The organism is Leucothrix arctica, assembly GCF_003172895.1.
GTDB lineage: Bacteria > Pseudomonadota > Gammaproteobacteria > Thiotrichales > Thiotrichaceae > Leucothrix > Leucothrix arctica.
Genome location: NZ_QGKL01000039.1, coordinates 142,972 through 164,877 on the forward strand (window position 1 = coordinate 142,972; position 21,906 = coordinate 164,877).

Genomic DNA, 21,906 nt, shown 5'->3' on the forward strand with positions numbered 1-21,906 from the left:
AAATGGATTTGCAGGCACACGGTTGATACCAGAGGTTTTAAAATGCACGAAATTATTCTACCTGTATTTGTCGGTGTATTACTTGGCTTAGCGATAGCCCTTGTGACGTTTAGACTTGCATCTAATCAACAGATCAAAAAAGCCAAGGAAACAGGCATGCACACGATCTATGAAGAGATAGTGCTTAAGCGAAAGCATGGTGACTATCAGTACAGCCCTGAGACCAAACGAGTCATGGAGAAAGTTCATCTTTCCCAGATTTTAGAATAACGTGTGTGAGCGCGATTTTTAGTGCTCGCTCATTATTAGATCAAACTCGATATAGCCAAAGTCATTACCGTTGATACGTAACGACAGTGCATGTAACCCTGCATAGCAGCGGCGTGTTGTAATTGGTTTAATGGCGTGCCTTTTTTGAAACTGGTAACTTGCTCCAGCTTCAAGCGTCACTTTCGTTCCCTTGAATACCTTGGGTGCTAGTTTGCCGTTCGCTTTTAAGAAGTGAATGCTGTAATCGATAATTAATTGCTGTGCTTTATCACTGTTTGATTTCAAGTTCACGTTAAATTCCAAGCTACTTCCGAACGCTACTGTGCTACTTGTAAGGCTTAGGTCTATTAGCGTGATGTCTGGAGGCTCTATTCCAAATGCTTTCAGTGCCAGTGGGTGTCCTTGTTTTATTAGCGAGCGACAGGCGTGACGAATGAGTTTTTCACGATTTTTATCCGCACCTTTCATCCAGTCATTCGCAATTGTCGCAACCAAGTCAGGATGGTCTTTAGCAATATCATTGAGATGGTTAGCAACCGAGCGCCTAACATATTCTTCTTTATCGTCACGAAGGGCTTCAAGCACAGGCAGCATCGGTGTTGGGTCTTTTATCAACTCAGGTAGTTGTTTGCCCCAAGGTAAGCGAGGGCGTGTACCTTCAGAAATTAATCGGCGTACATGTTTATTAGGGTCCGTTAGCCATTGCTGCAGAACCATGAGTGCTTTGCTTTGATCAGCTATCAGTAAGTCGCGAATACCGAACTCAGATGTAAAGCGCTTAGTCATGGCCTTAAGGAGAAGTAGTGACTCCTCAATATCGTGTGTGCCATGTTGGCCGACGACTAGTGTGAGCGGGAAAATTCCCCAATTTCGAATGCCATCCTCATCACTTGGTTTATCGCCATTATCTAATTCTTCAGGGTGCAATATGGTGTAGAGAACTTTTTGTCGTGCCTTGTCGTCATTGGGTAAAACCACATGTAACTGATCTGAAATTAACTGTGCTCGACCTTTCAGTTCAAGTGTTTCTAAGGTCTCCAGAATATTATTTTCAAACCCTTCGGCGTCAAAGTTAATGATGTGTTTGTTTAGATGAAAAGCGATGCACTTAACAAGGCTAGGTGAGAATAAGTTCTTGAATGGTTCCATATCTAACTCACTTCAGTCATGCAAAAAAGGGTTTGATTAAACTGTAACATACGTTTTTTTTTACTCGCGTGTAGTGAAATTGACTTAATCATTTAAAAAACACATACCTTAGATAATTAATAATAAGCGTCATTTTTTAAGCAAAGTAGATGTATTACATGTGATAAATTAGTGGGCTCTTAGTGTCTTAGCTTATAAGGTTTAGGGTATGGGTGTATGTGGAGCAGATTTTTTCTGCGATTTTTTATCCCAATATATAAAAATATATTCGCCATTACAGTACACACTAATTCAGGTCACATTGACTGTGACAGTAGTACTTGGCTCGTTTCTCTTTGGTAGAGTCTATGCGACCGCCAGCGGAAAAAAAGATAAAGAAGAGGCTTTTATTAATGGCATTATGTACCACATAAACATTCTGGCTTATAATGACGCTAAAATCCCCCATAAGCACGACGCTGAAAGTGATGAGCACTTGGTTAAAGCACAGAGTCGTCTTGCTAAGAAAATAAAGCCGAAATTACCCTCATGAAAGATAAAAAAATTGCAGCTTATTCGACCGTTGGAATTGGTGTATTCGTCGTATTAATACTACTACTTTGTCCGCCTGAAATTTGGGCAAAAGTGGGCGCTACAGGAATGTCAAGCGGTGCTGCGATATCTAAGACGTTCCGTTCATGGGATGTAGGTGGTCGAGAACGAGTGGTAACAGCTGCACGTCCAGCAAATACTAGGCCGCAGAATTACTCAACTCGAAAAAGGCCTGCCTGTTTTAGGTGGCATACGGTGCAGCGTGGCCAGACACAATGGTTTCTTGCGACGGCTTACTCTCAACAAAAAGACAAACAGCAATGGCTTCGTAGCATGCGATGGATATCGCGAAAGTATCAGGGTGACACCAAATTGAGCGTAGGGGAGTCAGTTTGTGTGCGTTGGGCAAGTACAAGCTGACCCCCTGTTAAAGTCTTAGTCGTATGACTTGAAGTACTCAACATGGCAAGTATAACCACCTGGATTCTTCACTAAATAATCTTGGTGATAATCTTCAGCGCTATAAAAAATATCAAGCGGCTCCAATGTCGTCACTACAGGGTTAGGCCATTTACCTGACTCGTTTACAAAATCAATCATGTCTTCCGCATCAGTTTTTTCTTCATCATCCTGAAAAAAAATAGCGGAGCGATATGAGCTACCTTTGTCATTACCTTGACGATTCACTGTAGTTGGGTTGTGAATACGGAAGAAAAACTCTAATAACTGACGGTATCTTGTTACTTCGTCATCATACTCAATCAGCATCGCTTCAGCGTGGCCTTCATGGTTACGATAAGTTGGATTTGGCGCTTCGCCACCGGTGTAACCAACTTCAGTATTAGTGACACCATTTTCTTTTCGAAAAAGGTCTTCAAGACCCCAAAAACAGCCACCTGCTAAATATGCTTTCTTAATCATGTCACTTTCCTTTTAAAGTTAACTCAATACTACATTGAGCAATAAGCAGATACAAAAAAGGCAGTAATCGTTAAGGATTACTGCCTTTTTATAAACACCGAAACGTAGTAACCGTTTTAGACTTCTACGTTATGGTAAACATTTTGTACGTCGTCTAATTCATTTAGCATGTCCATGAATTTTTCAAACATAGCGATATCTTCTTCATCCGTCAGCTTAGTTTCAGCTTGTGGCAAGAACTGAATCTCGTCTACGTCAAAGTCAACATCTGGAATGGTCGCAACGATTGCTTGTCTGGTTTTTCCATACTGATCATCAGGTGCGAATACAGAAATTTTACCGCCATCGCTTTCGATATCAGTCACATCAACATCTGCTTCCATCAACGCATCAAGAATTGCTTCTTCATCATCGCCTGCGAATACAAAAATCGATAAGTGATCAAACATGTGGCTAACAGAGCCTTGAGTACCGATTTTGCTGTTTGTCTTAGTGAAACAAACACGAACATCACCAAATGTACGATTTGGGTTGTCAGTTAAGCACTCAATAATTGCCATGCAGCTACCCGGGCCATACCCTTCGTAACGTGCTGGAGCGAAGTCTTCACCGCCGCCGCCTTTGGCTTTATCAATCGCTTTGTCGATAACATGTGTCGGTACTTGGTCTTTCTTCGCTTTGTCGATAAGACTTCTTAGCGCCAAGTTACCGTCAGTGTCAACACCACCTGCTTTAGCGCAAACATAGATCTCACGTCCGTATTTACTATAAACCCTGGCTTTTTGGTCTGACGTTTTCGCCATAGATTCTTTACGGTTTTGATACGCTCTTCCCATTACGCTTATGCTCCATTGAAACTGATCAAAAATAGAATTCTAACGCGTTGCTCCGACAGAGGGAATATATAATGTGTAAGCATTACCGACTGCGAGGTATAATTCACACTGTTATTAATTAAACCGACAGGGCTTTGCTTACCGTGGGATTTCTCTCAGCCATATTATTAGGCCTTTTGGCTAGCTTACATTGCGCAGGAATGTGTGGTGGCTTGCAAGCAGCGCTTAATCGTCCGCAAGCACTTCGCAAGCCAATAGAAAATCAGCTTCATTTGTTATCAATGAACTTGGGGCGAGTGACGCTTTATATCATTGCTGGCACAATTATTGGTTTTGTAGGTTTAAGTCTAGGCTCTGTACTCGACTTTCCTGACTGGTCAACATGGTTACGCAGGCTTGCGGCCATTATGATTATTGTTATCGGCTTTCAGCTACTCTTTAGTATTGATAAACCGTTTAGCTTTTTGGAAAAGTACGGCAATAAGCTATGGGAAAAAGTTAAACCTTACTTAAATATAGTGACGCCAACCACTTATGTGCAGTCATTTAGACAAGGTTTAGTATGGGGTTTCTTGCCCTGCGGGCTGGTATATTCGGTGTTATCGGTTGCAAGCTTAAGCGGTTCCGCGTGGGGCGGAGCGATAACGATGCTTGGATTTGGAATTGGAACATTACCGGCCATGTTATTAACAGGGCAGATGTTCTGGGGATTCAAACGTGTATTGCAAAAAGGGGCTGTACAGAAAAGTGGTGGTGTATTTTTTATTTTAGTCGGAACACTAATATTCTTAGCGCCTCAGTTGGCAAGCCACAAAGGCTTACAGCAACATCCCATTTTTCATACTTTAGCTAGCTGTTTTCTTTAAACGGTGTATGCGCAACTGACGTTGCCATCATGTTGCGCTTACTTATTCCGTTTGAGACTCGGTGTATCCGAACCACACATTGATGCCTTTATCGCGCCAATGTAATGTGTGTTACAACAAGAGTTACCTTGGATGTTCAACAATTGACTCATTAATAGTTTCTTTCAATTGACGGTTAGTCAATTAACAGAAATTAAGCTGCGTGGAAAGAATCGTCGTTACGACCGTTGATTACTGCATCTTCGATTTCATAACGTGCGATACCGATATCTGCAAGATCTCTGTCGTTGTAAGCTTGAAGTTCTGCGATTGCTTCTTTGATTTCTTGAGATGTTGCGCGAGTTTCAGTAAGTGTCGCCAAGTTATCAAAATCTTGTGCTTTCCAAGGAAATGCTGCAAGACCTTGGTTCATTAGTTCACGTGAAAAACCTAAGTCTTCAAGTTGGCTGTCACCTAATGAGTTAAGGTAGCTAAGTGTCTTGCTACGACCTGATAATTCAAAAGCTGTCATTACTGCGCTAGATAGTTTGCTTAAAAAAGACATTTTAATTACTCCGTTTGTTTGTTAGTGATGTTGCGTTGGAAGTAATAATATGCTTTTGGGATTTTCTCACAAGCGACATGTTTTTGTCTTTTGGGTTAGAAAATCTAACCTTTCTCCAGTAAGTCCCGTATTTGCTTGAGTTTGGTTATATCTGCGCCTTCTTTTTTACTTGCAATATCTACAGAGACCTTACCCAATAGCTGATAAACGGTTGCAAAGTCTTGATTCCAATCACTAATTGCATTTAATTGATTAGATACGATATCTTTATCTCCCCGTGCGATAGGGCCGGTTAATGAAGAAACTGTACCCAGAGTAAAGATATTCTCTACTGTTCCTCGCACGATGGGCTGCAAAATCGCCATCGCCTGTCCTCTTTCTATCCCTGCTTGTGCAAAGGTATTAATACTCAGCTCTTGAAGTGCGACTAAGTAGTTACAAGCAATCACACTGGCTGCATGATAAAGCGACTTATTGTCAGAGTTTATTTTTACCAACCGAGCACCAATGTTGTTAAACAAAGGTTCGAGCTTTTGCAAAGCTATCTCGTCACCTTCCATGCCACAATACGTTCCTTCAAAGCTATCTACTGCAAGTTGAACGTTAGCAAAGCTCTTGATAGGGTGGATACTGGCAATATAAACGCCTTTATCTTTGCAAGCGCTAAGTAGTGAAGCAGGCTGAGCACCACTGCAATGGAAGACAATGCCACCTTGTTTTAATAGACCACTATTTGCAAGATCCTGACTGCATTGTTCAATCGAATCATCACCGCAACCAATCATATACACATCAGCGCACGTCATATGCACAAGGTTATCCACAGGTTTTCCAGCGTTAATCACTTCTACTGCCGTTTCTGAGCTTAGCAGTGACTGATTAAGCACGTCACCAATTTTAAGATGACTCCCTTTGTGCCAGAGCTTTCCTAGTGTTTTTCCTACTTGTCCGCAGCCAATAAAGTTTATACGTAGCATTTTTATTAATTTCCTTTACTGCTCTGAGGTATTCATTTTAAACGGTTTATAGCGGATAAAGAAAACCCTCAGTCTATATTAATAAACTAAGGGTTTTTTTAAAACGTTGGGCGCTTAATAGGCGTGCTCTAATCGCTAGTCAGTCACACCGTACGTATTTCTGTACTCAGTAACACGTGCCAGAAGATCAGCATCATTAGCAGTCGCTTCAATGTGCTTCACGACTTCTTGAAGTGCGATGATGTGTAGCACTTTAATACCGTAAGAATCTTCAAATTCTTGAACGGCTGACTTCGTGCCGGTACCACGTTCTTGGCGATCTAATGAAATAGCAATACCAGCAAGCTCCGCACCGTTTGCCGCAACAATATCAGCCGCTTCACGACAAGCTGTTCCTGCACTAATCACGTCATCAACAATCAACACACGACCTTGAAGTGGTGCGCCAACAATCGTTCCACCTTCACCATGAGCCTTTGCTTCTTTACGGTTGTATGCGTAAGGAAGGTCGATGCCGTGCTTTTCATAAAGAGTTGCAGCAACGACTGAAACAAGTGGAATACCTTTGTACGCAGGGCCAAATAACATGTCGAACTTAAGGCCAGAGTCGACAATCGCTTGTGCGTAGTAGTCACCCAAGCGTGCAAGTGCCGAGCCTGTTTGAAATAGTCCGAAGTTGAAGAAATAAGGACTAAGACGGCCCGACTTAAGTGTGAACTCACCAAAGCTAAGTACGTTGTTATCGATGGCAAAGTTAAGGAATTCGTTCTGATAATCTTTCATAGGTAGCGTCGCTATAGGCCAAAAGAGGCGTGATTATAGCGGCCACAGGTAACGTTATAAAGGCATGTAATACAAACTGCTAATTTCATGACTTTGATTTACAATAGCGACACTGCGCATCGGCGCAAATAAACAGTGATATGTAATAGGAAGTAAAATCAGCATGGCATCAAGTACAAAATACTCCGTAATTCTTGAAGAAGACGAAAATATTTGGACATCAAATGTAGTTCGTCGCGCCTCACGTAAAGAGCTTATCGTTTCTAAAACAGAAACAGGCTTTAAGACTGAGGAAGAAGCACAGGCTTGGGGCGACGAAGCGCTAAAAGAGTTTGTTGAACAGCAAGGTACACGTAACAAGCGTCATAACGAAAAGCGTTAAGACGTCTTGAATTAGACACTGCTTCTATGTTTTTTAAGCAGTGTCTAATATCTAACAATTACCCACACGCCCAAGCGATAGTTAATTGTTCTTTGTGCTCTTCGCACTGAGTGATGTGAGCGCAGCCAGCGTCTCCAAACATAAACGGCAGGTTATCTTCTGAGTCTATTTGGAAGACTAATTTCATCGCCTTGTTACACTCTGGGCAGCTTGGATATTCCACGCCTTGTATCCAGTTAGGCCACCCAAGTAGTTTATCTTTCTCCCTCGGAAAACCCATTTCACGCATTACGCTTACGTGTTCTTCTGTGAGTTTAACGCCTAAGTCTTCTAGCTCTTCCCAGTTAGGATAGTCATCTTGCGCTTCCCAATCGGTAATTTGCTTCTCTGGGAATGTTTCTTCTACTAGGTTTCCAGTGTGTTCAACCAACTCACTTTCATCTAAGGAGATCAAACGTGCTGATGTTGCTTTGCTAAAAGGGAAGTATGACTCACAAATTTCGTCGCACTCATCTTCTGAATTAGTGCAATAAAAGGCCTGTAACAACCCATCACCAAAGATACCTTTGACCGAGTCAGGAAGGTTGTTTGAATTGAGTTGTACAAATAATTGCATAGGTTTTTTGCAACTACCGCAGCACGGCCATTCTTCACCTTTAAGCAATGCTGGAATACCTGAAAACTTTGAAGCAAGGTAGCTAGTACTGCCTTTTGTAGTTGCAGGAACCCACGTTTCTTTTTTGTAAGGGGCAACAAGTGGCTCAACTTCACTCCATAACTCAGGAGGAGTATCACTTTTATTTTTAAAAATATCGAATATTTTAGTCATTAATGCTTACCAAGTCGGGGGTCTCAGTGTTAGTTGTTTTTAGTAACGATCATGATTGAAAGTACTGATGGATTGTATATTTACAGTGGATTAATCAGATAGCAAGTACCTAACGATATTAGGTGTGATTTATGGGCAGTCGTTACTTTGTCATTGAATAACAACAACTCCTCTAGAGTCAGAGCATACAAGTTGTATAACGCCAGATAGTTTGATCTAATCTCTACCCACTGACCTGCTCAATTTTAAATATTAATTGGGTCGAATGAAGCTAACACTGGAGCATCTATGAAAATTGCAGTCGCGGGAACAGGCTATGTGGGCCTTTCTAATGCTGTGCTTTTATCGCAAAACCATGAAGTTGTATCTTTAGATATCGACCCTCGTAAAATAGAGCTGTTAAATGCGGGTAAAGCACCGATTGAAGATGCTGAAATCGAAATGTTTCTGGCGAGTGGTAAGCTGAATTTGATTGCAACACTTGATAAGCAGCTGGCTTATGAAGGTGCAGACTTCGTCATTATTGCAACACCAACAGATTATGATGAGGTGACTAATACCTTCAATACAAAATCTGTTGAGTCAGTCATGCGGGATGTTATTGCTATCAACCCAAGTGCGGTGATGGTGATTAAATCAACGGTACCTGTTGGCTACACGAAAAGTGTTAAAGAGAAATTGGGTTGCGACAATATTATGTTTAGCCCTGAATTTTTACGTGAAGGTAAGGCGCTATATGACAACCTTCATCCATCACGTATTGTCGTTGGAGAGGACTCTGACAGAGCGCGTGCTTTTGCTGATTTATTAGTAGAAGGCGCGGAAAAGACAGAAATTGAAGTTCTCTTTACTGATTCAACCGAAGCAGAAGCGGTCAAGCTGTTCTCTAATACATACCTTGCGATGCGTGTTGCTTACTTCAATGAGTTAGACACTTACTGTCAAGCGCATGAGTTGAATACTAAGCAGGTAATCGATGGTGTCAGTTTAGATCCACGCATCGGTAATCACTACAATAATCCGTCATTTGGTTATGGCGGCTACTGCTTACCGAAAGACACTAAGCAGTTGCTAGCTAATTACAATGAAGTGCCAAACAACTTGATTGGTGCGATTGTTGAAGCGAATAAAACGCGTAAGAACTTTATCGCTGACTCAGTGTTAAAGCGTGAACCGAAAGTTGTTGGTATTTATCGTTTAACCATGAAAACAGGGTCTGATAACTTCAGAGCGTCTTCTATTCAAGATGTCATGAAATTGATTAGAGCAGAAGGCGTAGAAGTCGTTATTTATGAGCCAGAGCTGCATGAAACAGACTTTAACGGTTTTCAGGTTGTTGCTGACTTCGAAGCCTTTAAAGAGCAGTCAGATGTTATTGTGGCGAATAGAATCACTGATGAGATTCGAGATATCAAAGATAAAGTTTATACCCGCGACTTATACACTCGAGACTAATTTAGTCTAGTGTTGAGGCATAAAAAATGCGACCTAATAGGGTCGCTTTTTTGTATCTACGATAAAGAGAAAGTCGTATTTATCGTATGATGAATGTCACCGTTTTTTGATTAAAAGCCAGCTAGTACAATCTTACCTTTTGACTTGCCTGACTCTAATAAAGCATGTGCTTTCATTAAGTTTTCCGCATTGATCTTACCAAAGTCACTTGCCACCGTCGTCGCTAGCGCACCAGCATCCATCATTCGTGCGACTTTAGATAAAAGCTTATGCTGCTCAATCATGTCATCTGTTTGGTATAACGATCGTGTGTACATAAACTCCCAATGTACAGAGACGCTTTTTGACTTAAATGGCATGATATCAAACGAAGCAGGGTCGTCTATCAATGCAAACTTACCTTGTGGTGCAATGACGTCAACAATCGCTGGCATGTGCTGGTCAGTATGGGTGAGGCCGGCAATATAAGACACGCTATCAAAGCCTATTGCTTTTAGCTCCTCGTTAAGCGGCTTGCTGTGATCAATAACGTAATCAGCGCCAGTCTGTTTAACCCACTCCTGTGTTTCAGGGCGAGAAGCTGTACCTATGACGGTGAGCTTAGTTAGCTTCTTGGCAAGCTGAACCATGATAGATCCAACACCTCCTGATGCACCAATGACAAGTAGCTCGCCTGTACTGTCTGAATTGAGTGCTAAACGATCAAATAACATCTCCCACGCTGTAATCGTCGTGAGTGGCATGGCTGCTGCTTGGACAAAGCTGAAAGAACTTGGCATTTTTGACACGATACGCTCATCAACAAGGTGATACTCCGCATTAGAGCCTGAACGATCAATTGCACCTGCGTACCAAACTTTATCACCTGCTTTGAATAGGGTGACGTCTTCACCGACAGACTCAACAACACCTGCGGCATCCCAGCCTAAAACTTTGTATTCACCCTCTGGCGGCTGAGCACGCATACGTATTTTAGTATCGACTGGGTTTACTGATACTGCGGCTACGCGCACTAGAATGTCTTTACCCGTTGCGACAGGTGTTGGTAACTCAATATCCAGCAATGCGTTTGGTGAGTCGATTGTCAGTGATTCTTGGTAGCCGATTGCTTTCATGGTGTGTCCTTTGGAAGTTACGTTATCTTGGTAAAGTGGTTTTTCTGTACTTTTGTTTAGGGCTGCGTGGTGACTCAGGGTAACGCATCTCGATTAAACCTAACGCTAGGGTAGGGTTTAAGTAATTTTTGCGGAAACTGGTGCGATGGGTAAGTGATAATAGCTCCATCATTTCAGGTACGCTCAAGTAGTCTTCAGTCAATGTCGCGAGTAGTATTTTTACTTGGTCACTTACTTGGTCACTGTCGGCAGCTATGTTCTGTCTGTTTTCCTGAAGCACACTATCAATTGCGTCGAGAATAAATTCAATAAAAGGCAGGCTATCGGTTACATCATCTGCTTTTTCTAAAGCATCGTAATATGCCTGCTGACGGTCTTTGATTACACTTTCAAGCGGCAATAGAAAAAATATTGGTTTCCATTGCCCAAGTAATAGCGTCTGCCATAAACGCCCAATACGGCCATTACCATCCATAAAAGGGTGAATGAATTCCAGCTCGTAATGTACGACACTACTAATAATCAGCGGGTGTTGATCTGACGTTTTTGCCCAGTCAAATAAATCAGCGACCAAGTGAGGTACACGACCTGCGGGTGGGGCGATATGGACGACTTGCTTACCCTTATGTATACCAACACTTTTGTTTCTAAACTTTCCAGCATCGCTGAGAATTTCTCTCATCAGCAAACCATGTGCTGCGAGAAAGTCTGCTTCACTACTAGCATCCCATTCGGTTAGCTTTTCATAAGCAGCAATTGCACCATGAACCTCGGCAATTTCCTTCGGCTCTCCAAGTACACTCTTACCATCTACAATTGCGGTGACTTGCTCCAGACTCAGCGTGTTGCCTTCAATTGCGAGTGTCCCCGCGATAGTTTTAATACGGTTTTGCTTTCGAAGCTGTGGTGAACTTTGCAAGTGTTCTTGGTTTATTTCGCCCAGCGCCTCACTAATGCTACTCACCAAATGAATAACTTTTGCTGACAGAGTAAATGGAGGTTGGTATGGCATAACTAGGCCGCGTTGAGTGAGACTGATTAAGCATAATTATACTATAGTTTCTCACTTATAGCGGAGTCTTCAGTGTTAGGGACTGTTAACGACTTTCAGTTATCTTTTGCGCTTAAACTTAAAATGTATAGACATACTCTAGCTATAAATGATTTGAAGTCTAGACTTCATTTACTATGTATTATGGGTGTGATGTACACAATAGGCTATTTGATCTACTTGGTTTAAAGTGTCACTATAGTGATACTATTTAAGTAGAGGCAGGCCTTATGAAAGTTGAACTTGTTACAACCTTGAAGCGGCAAGCAACAAGAATTCTCAGCGAACTTCAAGCTTCAAAAGAACCGGTGTTGATCACTGAGCACGGCCGACCATCTGCCTACCTAATTGATGTTGAAGACTATGAGTTTATGCAGCAACGCTTAGAGCTGCTAGAAGGTATTGCTCGTGGTGAAAAAGCGATTACGGAAGGAAGAACCCTCTCTAAAGAGAAAGCAAAAGAAAGAATGTCTAAATGGCTGAGCTAATTTGGACGGAGCCAGCCTTAGCCGATTTAGATGAAATTGCAGACTACATTGCTTTAAGTAATTTGCCAGCCGCTAAAGAGTTAGTGGGACGAGTGTTTGGTACGGTAGATCGCTTAGAGCAGTTTCCTGAGTTAGGGCGTGTTCCGCCTGAGTTGGAAGGGTTTAGTTATCGAGAGGTGATAGTTAATCCTTGTCGAGTACTTTACAAGGTTGAGTCTGAAAGTGTGCTTATTCTGCATGTTGTTAGGCAAGAGAGGGAGTTGAGGCGTTTTATTTCAGCTCGAGTGTGAATCTAATATAACGCTACTGGATAATAAATTATCATTTTCTTGTTTCTTTCCCTCATTTGTGGAATGATAATCGGAAAATGGTAACTGGTAGAAATATGCATTTATTTGAAAATAGTATTTTAAATGGTTTTATTGAAGAGCGAGAAGTTGATACAGAGTTAAATAAGCTGTTAGGTATTGATGATCAAGAAATTCTGGTTGAAGTTCTGAACAGAGCGATTGCTAAATGGCGTGGTGCTATTACGCCCAACCATCCGGCAACAGCTAAAGGTGATGATTTTTATAACCACTCTGTAGTGGCTTTAAGGGAGATGTTAAAACCATTTGGTTTTGCTCCGTTGTCAAAAAGCAACGTTCAACTAACTATCAATAAGGAGAGAGGGGTTGCCATTTATTGCTGTAGAGGAGATGAAAGAATAGGTATATCAGAGGGGAAGCCAAGAACTTTAAGAGCTCGAGGAGATTGTACTTTGAACTTATTAGGCTTATCCGAAGATACTGACCCAACAAGTCTTGATCTTTTTCCAAGCGACCCTGAGTTGAGGCTAGCAGACTTTGATGTTTGGGTTCTTTTGACCTATATTGATCAAAGTGGTGGAAGATCTAGTTTTAGGGCTGAACTTTCACATCCCAAATCTCATACGAAAGGCTTTATTAATTCTTTTGACAAAAGAATAATCTTAAATACAACGTCACGAGATGTAGTTGAGGAAAAGTCAGGTTCAGAAAGTTTCAATGATGCTATAGACTTCGACCTCCCCGAAAAGACAGCCTAAAGAAAATGTTTAACAGTGAAAGATTGAAAATTGCTCGTGAGCGACGTGGTATGACTAAAAAGGCTTTGGCAGACGCAGCAGGTATTAGTTCTAGAACATTGTCGACTTTTGAGAATGCTGGTTATGGTACGCCTCCAGAAAGTGAAACACTGTCAAAGATCAGTCAGGCTTTATCTTATCCAGTAAATTTCTTTTTTTCTGATTCAGTTTATGAAATTGACCAGACAGGGATTAGTTTTAGAGCTATGAGCAAGTTGAGTGCAGCCAAAAAAAATGCGGCTGTTAGTGCCATTCCTATAGCTCTAGAAATCAATAAATGGATAGAAAACCGATTCAATCTCCCTGAGCCAAACTTAGAAGACTACAGCGCGGATTCCTACGCAGACCCTGAGAGCTCGGCACGAGATTTACGTGAGCGTTGGGGGCTGGGAGAGCTATCTATATCGAATATGGTGCACTTATTAGAGCTACATGGAATTAGAGTGTTTTCTCTGGCTGAAAATTGCCTTGAAGTTGATGCTTACTCCTTTTGGAGAGATGAGGTACCTTTTGTCTTTTTGAATACTATGAAGACTCCCGAGCGTAGCAGGTTTGATGCAGCACATGAGTTAGGGCACTTAGTTTTGCATAAGCATTCTTCAAACCATGGCCGGCAAGCTGAGGAGCAGGCAGATAAGTTTGCATCGGCTTTTTTGATGCCGAGGAGTGCTGTGATTGCAGCTGTTCCTAATAGTCCCACGTTAAGTGAATTGATTGAATTGAAAAAGCGTTGGAAAGTATCACTCTCAGCATTGGTGAGGCGTTGTTTTGATTTAGGTTTGGCTTCGGAGTGGCACTATAGACAGCTTAGCATTGAGCTATCTGGAAAAGGTTATCGAAAGAGTGAACCAAATGGACTTAGAGATCGAGAAACATCTTTAGTCATCAAAAAAGTGCTCGAAAAGATTAAATCAAAAAGTCTCTCTAGGTCTAGTTTATTAAAAGAGCTAAATCTTCCTAGTGATGAAGTAAGTGCACTTACATTTAACAATATATTGTTTGATATGGAACTAGTTTCTAGTAATAAGAATAGTCCAAAAAGAAGCCAGCCAATCCCTTCTTTTTTAAAAGTAGTGGATAAGTAGGCCGCTTCTGAAAAGTATCAGGTGTTTACTTCGCGTAGACCTTCCGAGCAGAGCGAGGGGCGAAGCGAAGTGAATACCTGATACGACTAGGTTCGAAGCTTAATGCGCCTCATCCCAATTAATACCAACGCCAGTATCAACCACCAACGGCACAGCCAAATCAGCCGCATTAGTCATCAGTTCAACCACCTTATTGCGCACCAAATCCAACTCATCATTATCAACCTCAAACACCAATTCATCATGCACCTGCATAATCATCTTAGTATTCGTCGTCCCTTCACGCAACCAGTCAGCAACCGCTAACATCGCCAGCTTAATAATATCCGCAGCTGTTCCCTGCATTGGCGCGTTGATCGCAGTACGCTCAGCATGGTTACGCAACATGGCATTGTTCGCATTGATGTTCGGCAAGTACAAACGACGTCCAAACAAGGTCTCAACATAGTCAGCTTCTTTAGCCTGTTCGCGAGTATCTTCCATATACGCTTTCACGCCAGGGTAGCGCGCAAAGTAAAGGTCTACATATTTCTTAGCTTCACCACGTGATACATTCAACTGCTTGGCTAAACCAAACGCTGACATGCCGTAAATCAAACCGAAGTTAACTGCTTTTGCCGCACGACGTTGATCAACAACGACCTCTTCAAGTGGCACACCAAATATCTCAGCAGCCGTCGCTTTATGGATGTCTGTACCAGAAGAGAATGCGCTCAATAAGCCTTCATCACCTGACAAGTGCGCCATAATACGCAGCTCAACTTGAGAGTAATCGGCCGCCAATATGCAGCGACCTTCAGGTGCAACAAATGCCTGACGAATACGACGACCTTCAGTATTTCGCACCGGGATATTTTGTAGGTTAGGCTCGGATGATGACAAACGACCCGTTGCCGCAACCGCTTGGTGATACGAGGTATGAATACGGCCAGTCGTGTCATTAATCTGTAGTGGTAGCTTGTCTGTATAAGTCGATTTCAACTTGCTCAAACTACGGTGTTCTAGCAATAAACGCGGCACTTCATGCTCTAGCGCCAGTTCTTGCAGCACATCTTCCGCAGTTGACGGTTGGCCTTTTGGCGTCTTCTTGATAATAGGAAGGTTGAGCTTTTCCTCATCAAAGAAAATCGCCTGAATCTGCTTAGGCGAGCCAAGGTTAAATTCTTCACCGGCTTGCTCGAAGATTTCTTTTTCCAGCTCAGCCATGCGAGTCGTTAGCTCGACACTTTGAACAGCCAGCATTTCTTTGTTAACTAATACACCGTTACGCTCGATATCCGATAATACTTTTAATAATGGGATTTCGATTTCGCGATATAGCTTTTCTTGGTTAGGTACGTCGCTCTTTAGTGCTCTAATTTGTGGTGCAAAGAAACGGTGTAAACGTAAAGTTACATCCGCATCTTCCGCCGCGTAAGGCGTGGCTTCTTCAAGTGTGACTTGGTTAAACGTCAGCTGCTTTTTACCTTTACCCGCGATGTCTTCAAACTTAATGGTTTGATGATTGAGATGCTTTGAACACAGTGTATCCATGTCGTGACGGTTTGAAACCGAGTCCAATACATAAGACTCCAGCATCGTGTCGTGCACGATACCTTTTAACTCAATGCCGTGGTTTAGCAACACAGAGCGGTCATATTTTAGATTTTGACCGACTTTGAGCACAGTAGGGTCTTCAAGTAATGGTTTGAAACGTGCCAATACCATGTCGTAATCCAACTGCTGTGGCACGTCTATGTAGTCGTGACCAATCGGCAGGTAAGCAGCTTTGCCAGGTTCGATAGAGAAACAAAGTCCAACAACACGCGCATCCATGTAGTTCAGGCTTGTCGTTTCAGTATCAAATGAAACCAGCTTTGTAGTGCTTAGCTTGTCCATCCACTCGTCTAACTGTTCTTCTGTGAGGATGCATTGGTAATCAACGTCAGTGATCTCCTCAACTATCGGCATGCCGCCTTCTGTAGGCGCTAATTCGCCTAACTCAGCCATCACTTCAGGATTGCTTTCTTTTAGCTTTGACAAACGAGTACGGAAGCCGAACTCTTCATATAACTCAACCAAGCGAGCGGTATTTTCCTTAGTAAAACTAAGTGATTCACCCGTGCAGCTAAGGTCAAGGTCACATTTGATTGTCACTAGCTCATAAGACAGCGGTAAACGTGGAATCGCTTCACGAAGGTATTCACCGACTTTGCCTTTAAACTTGTCAGCGTTGGCAATGATGTTGTCTAGTGTTTCGTATTCGGCGAGCCATTTTACGGCTGTTTTAGGGCCAACTTTGTCAACACCGGGAATGTTATCGACCTTATCGCCCATCAGCGTTAGATAGTCTTTTATTTGGTCAGGACGCACGCCGTACTTATCAATAACCCCTTGAATATCATGGAAAGCATCATTCATGGTGTTGATCAAGCTAACGCGTTCGTTAACCAACTGCGCCATGTCTTTATCACCAGTGGAGATGATGACGTCGCCGTCATAGCCCGTTGCTAATGTTCCGATAACATCATCCGCTTCCACGTCAGGGACGACCAACATTGGGTAACCTTGCGCTAAAACAATCTCGTGCAGCGGCTCGATTTGGTAGCGAAGCTCCTCAGGCATTGGCGGGCGCGTTGCCTTGTATTCAGGGTATAAGTCGTTACGGAACGTTTTTCCTTTGGCATCAAATACCACCACCATGTGCTCAGGGTCATACTTTTTACGCAAGCTGTCGAGCATGTTGAGCACGCCGTGTATCGCGTTGGTTTGTCTACCATCTGGCCCTGTTAAGGTGTTCGGCATGCCGAAAAAGGCACGGAATAGATAGGAGGAACCATCAACGAGTACAAGCGGCTTTCGAGTATTTTTATCTGTCATGGTTTATTTGGTATGATGTTCGGAAATAATAGACCGAGTATAAGCGATGTCCACCCAAGTAACAGCCCCTGTTCTACCTGAGATTATTTATCCTGCGACTGCAAAGATTGAGTCTTTGCGTCCTGTGTACTCGCCAGAGCAAAAAGTTGAAGTTAAGGCAAAGATCAAAAAACTGCTTAAAGAGCAAGACGCTGTCTTGGTTGCTCATTATTATGTGAGTCAAGAGTTACAAGAGTTAGCGGAAGAGACGGGCGGTTATGTGTCTGACTCGTTGGATATGGCACGCTTTGGTAATGAGCATCCTGCAAAGACATTGATTGTTGCTGGTGTGCGCTTCATGGGAGAGACTGCAAAAATTCTAACCCCTGACAAGCGTGTACTGATGCCAACGCTAGAAGCTGAGTGTTCATTAGACCTTGGTTGCCCAATTGATGAGTTCAATGAGTTTTGTGATAAACACCCTGATCACACTGTGGTGGTTTATGCCAACACCAGTGCAGAAGTTAAAGCCCGTGCTGACTACGTGGTGACATCAGGCATCGCATTGGATCTCGTGTCTTGGTTAGCTGATCAAGGTAAGAAAATTTTGTGGGCGCCAGATCGTCACTTAGGGACTTACATTCAACGTGCTACTCAAGTTGAAATGGTTCGCTGGCAGGGTGCTTGTATCGTTCATGATGAGTTTAAATCAAAAGCTTTAGCTGAATTAATTGAACAAAATCCGGATGCAGGTGTACTAGTACATCCAGAGTCACCAACAGATATTATTGCTTTAGCAGATTATGTGGGTTCAACCTCTCAGATTATTAAGGCTGCTCAAACGTTACCAAATAAAAAGTTTATTGTGGCAACAGATAAAGGCATCTTCTATAAAATGAAGAAAGCGGCTCCCGATAAAGAGTTCATTGAAGCGCCAACTAATGGTGCGGGTGCAACCTGTAAAAGTTGTGCGCACTGTCCTTGGATGGCGATGAACGGGCTGGATAACTTACTGTCTGTGCTAGAAAATGGTGGTAATGAGGTATTTGTGGACGAGGACGTACGTGTTAAAGCGTTGCGCTCGACACAGCGAATGTTAGATTTTGCTGAAGATCGTGATGCTGGAAAGCATAGCTAAGGTTTTTTAGCGTTACCGGCCTGAAGGATACGGGCCGGTAAATTAATTATGGAATAATAAATGCGCTTGTTAAAAGATGTAGTTTTATATGTCTCGTTTTTTGGGATGCTCTGCTTTGCAGGGCTGTCCTATTATTTGTTTTCAAAGTCAAACCAAGCTCCCATGCTTGTGAGTACTGCTAATAACGCTCAGTTGAACACACAAAAAGCAGGTATTGGCGACCCTTTTGCTGAGCCAACTATCCCTTTGTCACGGACTAGTGATGTTGCTATTCGTATGCCACCTGTTGTTCAGGAGACTGAAGTCCGTGGTGACACCACAGGCTTTAGACGTGCCAGCAATATTATGGGAATCAATACGGCTGACATCAAAGAAGATACCTCTGCTATTCAGTTTGTAGATCTCTTTAGATCATCAATCCCGTTTTCGGAGACCTCACCGTGGGGTAGTGGAAAGCAGGTTGTTTACGATAAACATGGTTGGCCAACAGACTTAAAGGGTGGCCAGGCATTGACTAAATTCTTAAACCGTTTGCCTGCAAAGACAGTGCCCGACGGTTTCTATACCGTACTTTTCGATGGTAAAGGTACGATTCATTACGGTAACGATGCCTCGTTGGTCGCTCACCGAAATGGTATGGATATTATCGAGATCAAAGCGGGTAAAGACGAAATATTGAATGCGTCATTGGTTATTAGAGAAACCGATGCCACAGACTATATTCGAAATATTCGTGTGCTACTTCCTGGTGGTATTTGTAACGGTAACCCTTATATTCGAGTGGACGATGAAACGGAGTGTAACCCGGGTCAATACATGTCGTTTGCTATGCACCACGAAGAGATTCGTTACAACCCTGAGTACCTGAACTTCGTCAAAGATTTTCAAGTTATCCGCTTCATGAATATGAGTGGTATGACTCGTAACCCTATTGAAAAGTGGGAAGATCGTCATAACATGCAGGAGTCAACGTGGGGTGGCCGTGAGGGTACTTATTCACGTGGCGCGCCTGCTGAGATCATGATTGATATTGCTAACCGTGTGAACTCAGATGCGTGGTTCTCTATGCCTTTTAAGGCCAATGATGACTACGTGCGTAACTTTGCACGACTCGTTAGCAAGGAACTCAAACCGGGTTTGAAAGCGTATATTGAGTACAGTAATGAAATCTGGAACCCAATCTTCTCACACCATGATTATGCGATTAATCAGGGTTTAAAACTGGGTCTTTCTAAAGACAAAAACCGTGCGCGTGAGAAGTACCATTCTTATCGTAGTGTGGAAGTGTTTGATATATGGGAAGAGGAGTTTGGTGGTACTGACCGCTTAGTTCGCGTGATGGGTGCTTGGACAAGTAACCCACGTATGTCGAACGCTATTTTGAGTTACCGTGACGCCTTTAAAAAGACCGATGCGTTAGCAGTTGCTCCTTACTTTGGCGCTACGATTAAAGAAATTCAACGCGCTAAAAATGTTGATGACATATTTAAAGCAATTAACGACAAAAACTCTAAGAAGGGTTTCGCCGCAAGTGTTCGTCAAATGCAGCAGCAGGCGAAAGTCGCTGAAGTGTTTAACGTCGATTTGATCGCTTATGAAGGTGGTCAACACTTGGTAGATTGGAACACACGTAAGGCGAGTGATGGTAACAACGAGTTATTGTACAAGGCTAATCGTGATCATCGCATGGGTGAGCTGTATAAGAAGTACCTTGCAGCATGGGAAAAAGCGGGCGGTAAGATGTTCGTTCAGTTCAGTGCACCACGTATCTTTAGTTGGTATGGAAGCTGGGGTATTAAAGAGTATATTTCTCAGTCACGCTCAGAAGCACCAAAGTACGATGCAATCTTGAGTTATATGGAAGAGAAGGCGGGTATTGAGTCTCCTGACTTCAATGTTTCAAAAATGAATACGTCAACAGCACGAAATGGCGTATCAATTGCTAAGGTGACATCACCCGATGAAATTTGGTCCTTGGATGATTACTGGCCGATTTATGCGGCAACAAAAGATTCGTCAAAACCAACATCCGTTGCCGCTAAATGGCAGGCACATTGGGATGAGCGAAACCTTTATCTCAGTATCTCTGTGAATGACGGTCATGTGGAAACAGGTGACGGTGTCGAGGTAGTTATTGAAGCAGAGGGGCAGCGAAACGAATTAAGTATGATGTTCACTGAAGACGTAACAACCAATACCTTGTTTACTGAAATTGATAGCGGTTATCACATCACATCCGTTATTCCGTGGAAAGACGTGAAGGGTAAGCCTCCGGAAGTAGACAACGTTGAGACAGCGGAAAAGCCTGCGGCAAAGACGACATCTAAAACTGAGGAAGAAGTGGTTCCTGAAAAGGTTGTTCCAGAGTCTGGTAGTAGCATCTACTTCGATATTAAGATATTTGATGTAGACAAGGAACGTGAGAAAAAGCCGCTCTACTTTGCTGACCGAGTGGACTCTAAAGCAGGCGATAGAAAGTTGATAACGTCTGTTGTGAGTAGCGCAAAAAAACTAGGTCACAAAGAGCAAGAAATCGAGAACCACTTAAAGCAGGTCATACTTGTAGATTAATGGTTCTCTAACGAGCTGCGCACTTATCGGGTAAACATTGCCAAGTGAGTGCGTAGCCTGTTTAAATCTAGGTATCGATAATTATAAAAATAAGGTGCCCCACGATGGAGATGCTTACATTTCCAGTAATTATAGCGGTTTTTTTAGTCACGCTATTTCTTACTAGTCACATTGCCAAGCAAGTACACGGTAAGTATTGGAAGATGCCAGTGGTCTTTATGTCATGGGTTGTGGGTGGTCTGCTTGCTTTCCTAGCGTTAGTTTCAATTGACGTGTTGCCGGTTGCAGAGCTTGATCCAACGATTATTTTAGTTCTGAAATATGCACTTCCGTTCTTAGTCTCTACTATCGTATTAATGGTGCTAGTCCGTCTGGACTTCATGAGTGCGTTTACCGTTAATGCAGCCGGTTTATTCATCGGTTTAATATTAGCGGTAGTGGCTATCGTCAGTTTAGGTCACTCGATTGAAAGCACCGTCAACACTGGAAATATCGTGCTACAAACGGCTAAAGCAAATGTCGTTTCGATGATTACTGGAAAGCCAGTTAACCAAGAAGCATTGGCGAAACTAAGTCCCGTTGAAGTAGAAGAAGAGATCGAATTAGAGCCAGTCTATACAACGAAGGATTTCTTACCACCAAGCGCACAAAAGGCGCTAGAAGTTAAAGAGCAAAAGATTTATACCCAACCGCATTATCGAGATATCAATGTATTGAACGCTCGCCGAGTGATTGGCAAGCGTGTCCGTGCCTCATGGAGAGACGGGAAAGTTTCAGTAGGTAAGCTTGAAGCGGTAGAGGGTGGTGATCTCATTGTCAGCTTACGTCGTGAAGAGGGTATTGCCCAAGTACCGATTTCGATGTCCAGCCTGAAGAAGCTCGAAGTTTTTAGATAAACGAGTTTCCTCTAACGTCAGGCTCACAGTTAATCTTGAAAGACTTAATTTAGATGGTGCTGGTGAGTTTTGGTAT

General features: G+C 42.7%; 23 protein-coding genes. 13 read left to right on the forward strand and 10 right to left on the reverse strand.

The features are described 5' to 3' along the window. Positions 1-42 precede the first annotated feature (42 nt). Positions 43-270, forward strand: a complete 228-nt coding sequence (locus DKT75_RS14830) for a hypothetical protein (RefSeq protein ID WP_109824218.1) — start codon at positions 43-45, stop codon at positions 268-270. Between the two features lie 18 nt (positions 271-288). On the opposite strand, the gene DKT75_RS14835 is transcribed toward DKT75_RS14830, so the two are convergent. Beyond that, on the reverse strand, positions 289-1,419 hold the full coding sequence (locus DKT75_RS14835; protein ID WP_109824219.1) for a DNA alkylation repair protein: 1,131 nt from the start codon (positions 1,417-1,419) through the stop codon (positions 289-291). 307 nt (positions 1,420-1,726) lie between these two features. Here DKT75_RS14835 and DKT75_RS14840 point away from each other — a divergent pair, with 307 nt between their 5' ends. Next, positions 1,727-1,951 carry a hypothetical protein gene (locus DKT75_RS14840; protein WP_146201390.1) on the forward strand — a complete coding sequence of 75 codons (225 nt, stop codon included), beginning with the start codon at positions 1,727-1,729 and terminating at the stop codon, positions 1,949-1,951. Next, positions 1,948-2,370, forward strand: coding sequence for a hypothetical protein (locus tag DKT75_RS14845; protein WP_109824221.1), 423 nt, complete (start codon positions 1,948-1,950; stop codon positions 2,368-2,370). The genes DKT75_RS14840 and DKT75_RS14845 overlap by 4 nt, the downstream gene beginning before the upstream one ends. Positions 2,371-2,385: 15 nt before the next feature. Here the strand turns inward: DKT75_RS14845 and msrA are convergent, their stop codons facing one another. Beyond that, positions 2,386-2,871 (reverse strand): peptide-methionine (S)-S-oxide reductase MsrA, encoded by a 486-nt coding sequence (msrA, locus tag DKT75_RS14850; RefSeq protein ID WP_109824222.1) that lies wholly within the window; start codon positions 2,869-2,871, stop codon positions 2,386-2,388. A 116-nt stretch (positions 2,872-2,987) separates the two neighbouring features. Continuing rightward, the gene (locus tag DKT75_RS14855) at positions 2,988-3,707 is read right to left on the reverse strand and encodes a YebC/PmpR family DNA-binding transcriptional regulator (RefSeq protein WP_109824223.1); all 720 of its coding nucleotides are present in this window, start codon (positions 3,705-3,707) and stop codon (positions 2,988-2,990) included. 143 nt (positions 3,708-3,850) lie between these two features. Here DKT75_RS14855 and DKT75_RS14860 point away from each other — a divergent pair, with 143 nt between their 5' ends. Beyond that, positions 3,851-4,573, forward strand: coding sequence for a sulfite exporter TauE/SafE family protein (locus tag DKT75_RS14860; RefSeq protein WP_146201391.1), 723 nt, complete (start codon positions 3,851-3,853; stop codon positions 4,571-4,573). 193 nt (positions 4,574-4,766) lie between these two features. Here the strand turns inward: DKT75_RS14860 and DKT75_RS14865 are convergent, their stop codons facing one another. The 3 genes from DKT75_RS14865 to pyrE form a co-directional block, all read right to left on the reverse strand. After that, entirely contained in the window at positions 4,767-5,117 is a 351-nt protein-coding gene (locus DKT75_RS14865; RefSeq protein ID WP_109824225.1) for a DUF1127 domain-containing protein, read from the reverse strand. Positions 5,118-5,221: 104 nt separating this feature from the next. Beyond that, a complete protein-coding gene (locus DKT75_RS14870; RefSeq protein WP_109824226.1) occupies positions 5,222-6,094 on the reverse strand; it encodes a Rossmann-like and DUF2520 domain-containing protein in 873 nt (290 codons plus the stop codon). 135 nt (positions 6,095-6,229) lie between these two features. Further along, positions 6,230-6,877, reverse strand: a complete 648-nt coding sequence (gene pyrE, locus DKT75_RS14875; protein ID WP_109824227.1) for an orotate phosphoribosyltransferase — start codon at positions 6,875-6,877, stop codon at positions 6,230-6,232. 163 nt (positions 6,878-7,040) lie between these two features. Between pyrE and DKT75_RS14880 the strand changes: the two genes are divergently transcribed. Then, positions 7,041-7,259 carry a DUF3622 domain-containing protein gene (locus DKT75_RS14880; protein ID WP_109824228.1) on the forward strand — a complete coding sequence of 73 codons (219 nt, stop codon included), beginning with the start codon at positions 7,041-7,043 and terminating at the stop codon, positions 7,257-7,259. Between the two features lie 58 nt (positions 7,260-7,317). Here DKT75_RS14880 and DKT75_RS14885 read toward each other — a convergent pair whose 3' ends face one another. After that, the gene (locus DKT75_RS14885; protein WP_109824229.1) at positions 7,318-8,088 is read right to left on the reverse strand and encodes a DUF1963 domain-containing protein; all 771 of its coding nucleotides are present in this window, start codon (positions 8,086-8,088) and stop codon (positions 7,318-7,320) included. A gap of 288 nt (positions 8,089-8,376) precedes the next feature. Between DKT75_RS14885 and DKT75_RS14890 the strand changes: the two genes are divergently transcribed. Then, the gene (locus DKT75_RS14890) at positions 8,377-9,543 is read left to right on the forward strand and encodes a nucleotide sugar dehydrogenase (RefSeq protein WP_109824230.1); all 1,167 of its coding nucleotides are present in this window, start codon (positions 8,377-8,379) and stop codon (positions 9,541-9,543) included. Positions 9,544-9,653: 110 nt separating this feature from the next. Here DKT75_RS14890 and DKT75_RS14895 read toward each other — a convergent pair whose 3' ends face one another. After that, a complete protein-coding gene (locus DKT75_RS14895) occupies positions 9,654-10,658 on the reverse strand; it encodes a zinc-binding alcohol dehydrogenase family protein (RefSeq protein WP_109824231.1) in 1,005 nt (334 codons plus the stop codon). 22 nt (positions 10,659-10,680) lie between these two features. Beyond that, positions 10,681-11,670 (reverse strand): Fic family protein, encoded by a 990-nt coding sequence (locus DKT75_RS14900; protein WP_109824232.1) that lies wholly within the window; start codon positions 11,668-11,670, stop codon positions 10,681-10,683. Positions 11,671-11,939: 269 nt separating this feature from the next. Between DKT75_RS14900 and DKT75_RS14905 the strand changes: the two genes are divergently transcribed. From DKT75_RS14905 to DKT75_RS14920, 4 genes are all read left to right on the forward strand, one after another. Next, complete coding sequence (locus DKT75_RS14905; RefSeq protein ID WP_109824233.1) at positions 11,940-12,197, forward strand: type II toxin-antitoxin system Phd/YefM family antitoxin; 258 nt, start codon at positions 11,940-11,942, stop codon at positions 12,195-12,197. Then, positions 12,185-12,487, forward strand: a complete 303-nt coding sequence (locus DKT75_RS14910) for a type II toxin-antitoxin system RelE/ParE family toxin (RefSeq protein ID WP_109824550.1) — start codon at positions 12,185-12,187, stop codon at positions 12,485-12,487. Before DKT75_RS14905 ends, DKT75_RS14910 begins: the two co-directional genes overlap by 13 nt. Positions 12,488-12,582: 95 nt before the next feature. Then, positions 12,583-13,263, forward strand: coding sequence for a hypothetical protein (locus tag DKT75_RS14915; RefSeq protein WP_146201392.1), 681 nt, complete (start codon positions 12,583-12,585; stop codon positions 13,261-13,263). Positions 13,264-13,268: 5 nt separating this feature from the next. Further along, complete coding sequence (locus DKT75_RS14920; protein ID WP_109824235.1) at positions 13,269-14,387, forward strand: helix-turn-helix domain-containing protein; 1,119 nt, start codon at positions 13,269-13,271, stop codon at positions 14,385-14,387. Positions 14,388-14,486: 99 nt separating this feature from the next. Here the strand turns inward: DKT75_RS14920 and polA are convergent, their stop codons facing one another. Then, the gene (gene polA, locus DKT75_RS14925; protein ID WP_109824236.1) at positions 14,487-17,246 is read right to left on the reverse strand and encodes a DNA polymerase I; all 2,760 of its coding nucleotides are present in this window, start codon (positions 17,244-17,246) and stop codon (positions 14,487-14,489) included. Between the two features lie 46 nt (positions 17,247-17,292). Between polA and nadA the strand changes: the two genes are divergently transcribed. From nadA to DKT75_RS14940, 3 genes are all read left to right on the forward strand, one after another. Then, positions 17,293-18,363, forward strand: a complete 1,071-nt coding sequence (gene nadA / locus DKT75_RS14930; RefSeq protein WP_109824237.1) for a quinolinate synthase NadA — start codon at positions 17,293-17,295, stop codon at positions 18,361-18,363. A 60-nt stretch (positions 18,364-18,423) separates the two neighbouring features. Then, positions 18,424-20,934: a DOMON domain-containing protein gene (locus DKT75_RS14935; protein WP_109824238.1), complete on the forward strand. Its 2,511-nt coding sequence runs from the start codon at positions 18,424-18,426 to the stop codon at positions 20,932-20,934. A gap of 104 nt (positions 20,935-21,038) precedes the next feature. Beyond that, positions 21,039-21,830 (forward strand): hypothetical protein, encoded by a 792-nt coding sequence (locus DKT75_RS14940; RefSeq protein ID WP_109824239.1) that lies wholly within the window; start codon positions 21,039-21,041, stop codon positions 21,828-21,830. Positions 21,831-21,906 lie beyond the last annotated feature (76 nt).

Excerpts from the sequence above, each read along its gene's own strand:
- DKT75_RS14830 (WP_109824218.1), top strand. The coding sequence starts at position 43 with ATGCACGAAATTATTCTACCTGTATTTGTCGGTGTATTACTTGGCTTA.
- DKT75_RS14835 (WP_109824219.1), bottom strand. The coding sequence starts at position 1,419 with ATGGAACCATTCAAGAACTTATTCTCACCTAGCCTTGTTAAGTGCATC.
- DKT75_RS14845 (WP_109824221.1), top strand. The coding sequence starts at position 1,948 with ATGAAAGATAAAAAAATTGCAGCTTATTCGACCGTTGGAATTGGTGTA.
- msrA (WP_109824222.1), bottom strand. The coding sequence starts at position 2,871 with ATGATTAAGAAAGCATATTTAGCAGGTGGCTGTTTTTGGGGTCTTGAA.
- DKT75_RS14855 (WP_109824223.1), bottom strand. The coding sequence starts at position 3,707 with ATGGGAAGAGCGTATCAAAACCGTAAAGAATCTATGGCGAAAACGTCA.
- DKT75_RS14865 (WP_109824225.1), bottom strand. The coding sequence starts at position 5,117 with ATGTCTTTTTTAAGCAAACTATCTAGCGCAGTAATGACAGCTTTTGAA.
- DKT75_RS14870 (WP_109824226.1), bottom strand. The coding sequence starts at position 6,094 with ATGCTACGTATAAACTTTATTGGCTGCGGACAAGTAGGAAAAACACTA.
- pyrE (WP_109824227.1), bottom strand. The coding sequence starts at position 6,877 with ATGAAAGATTATCAGAACGAATTCCTTAACTTTGCCATCGATAACAAC.
- DKT75_RS14880 (WP_109824228.1), top strand. The coding sequence starts at position 7,041 with ATGGCATCAAGTACAAAATACTCCGTAATTCTTGAAGAAGACGAAAAT.
- DKT75_RS14885 (WP_109824229.1), bottom strand. The coding sequence starts at position 8,088 with ATGACTAAAATATTCGATATTTTTAAAAATAAAAGTGATACTCCTCCT.
- DKT75_RS14890 (WP_109824230.1), top strand. The coding sequence starts at position 8,377 with ATGAAAATTGCAGTCGCGGGAACAGGCTATGTGGGCCTTTCTAATGCT.
- DKT75_RS14895 (WP_109824231.1), bottom strand. The coding sequence starts at position 10,658 with ATGAAAGCAATCGGCTACCAAGAATCACTGACAATCGACTCACCAAAC.
- DKT75_RS14900 (WP_109824232.1), bottom strand. The coding sequence starts at position 11,670 with ATGCCATACCAACCTCCATTTACTCTGTCAGCAAAAGTTATTCATTTG.
- DKT75_RS14905 (WP_109824233.1), top strand. The coding sequence starts at position 11,940 with ATGAAAGTTGAACTTGTTACAACCTTGAAGCGGCAAGCAACAAGAATT.
- DKT75_RS14910 (WP_109824550.1), top strand. The coding sequence starts at position 12,185 with ATGGCTGAGCTAATTTGGACGGAGCCAGCCTTAGCCGATTTAGATGAA.
- DKT75_RS14915 (WP_146201392.1), top strand. The coding sequence starts at position 12,583 with ATGCATTTATTTGAAAATAGTATTTTAAATGGTTTTATTGAAGAGCGA.
- DKT75_RS14920 (WP_109824235.1), top strand. The coding sequence starts at position 13,269 with ATGTTTAACAGTGAAAGATTGAAAATTGCTCGTGAGCGACGTGGTATG.
- polA (WP_109824236.1), bottom strand. The coding sequence starts at position 17,246 with ATGACAGATAAAAATACTCGAAAGCCGCTTGTACTCGTTGATGGTTCC.
- nadA (WP_109824237.1), top strand. The coding sequence starts at position 17,293 with ATGTCCACCCAAGTAACAGCCCCTGTTCTACCTGAGATTATTTATCCT.
- DKT75_RS14935 (WP_109824238.1), top strand. The coding sequence starts at position 18,424 with ATGCGCTTGTTAAAAGATGTAGTTTTATATGTCTCGTTTTTTGGGATG.
- DKT75_RS14940 (WP_109824239.1), top strand. The coding sequence starts at position 21,039 with ATGGAGATGCTTACATTTCCAGTAATTATAGCGGTTTTTTTAGTCACG.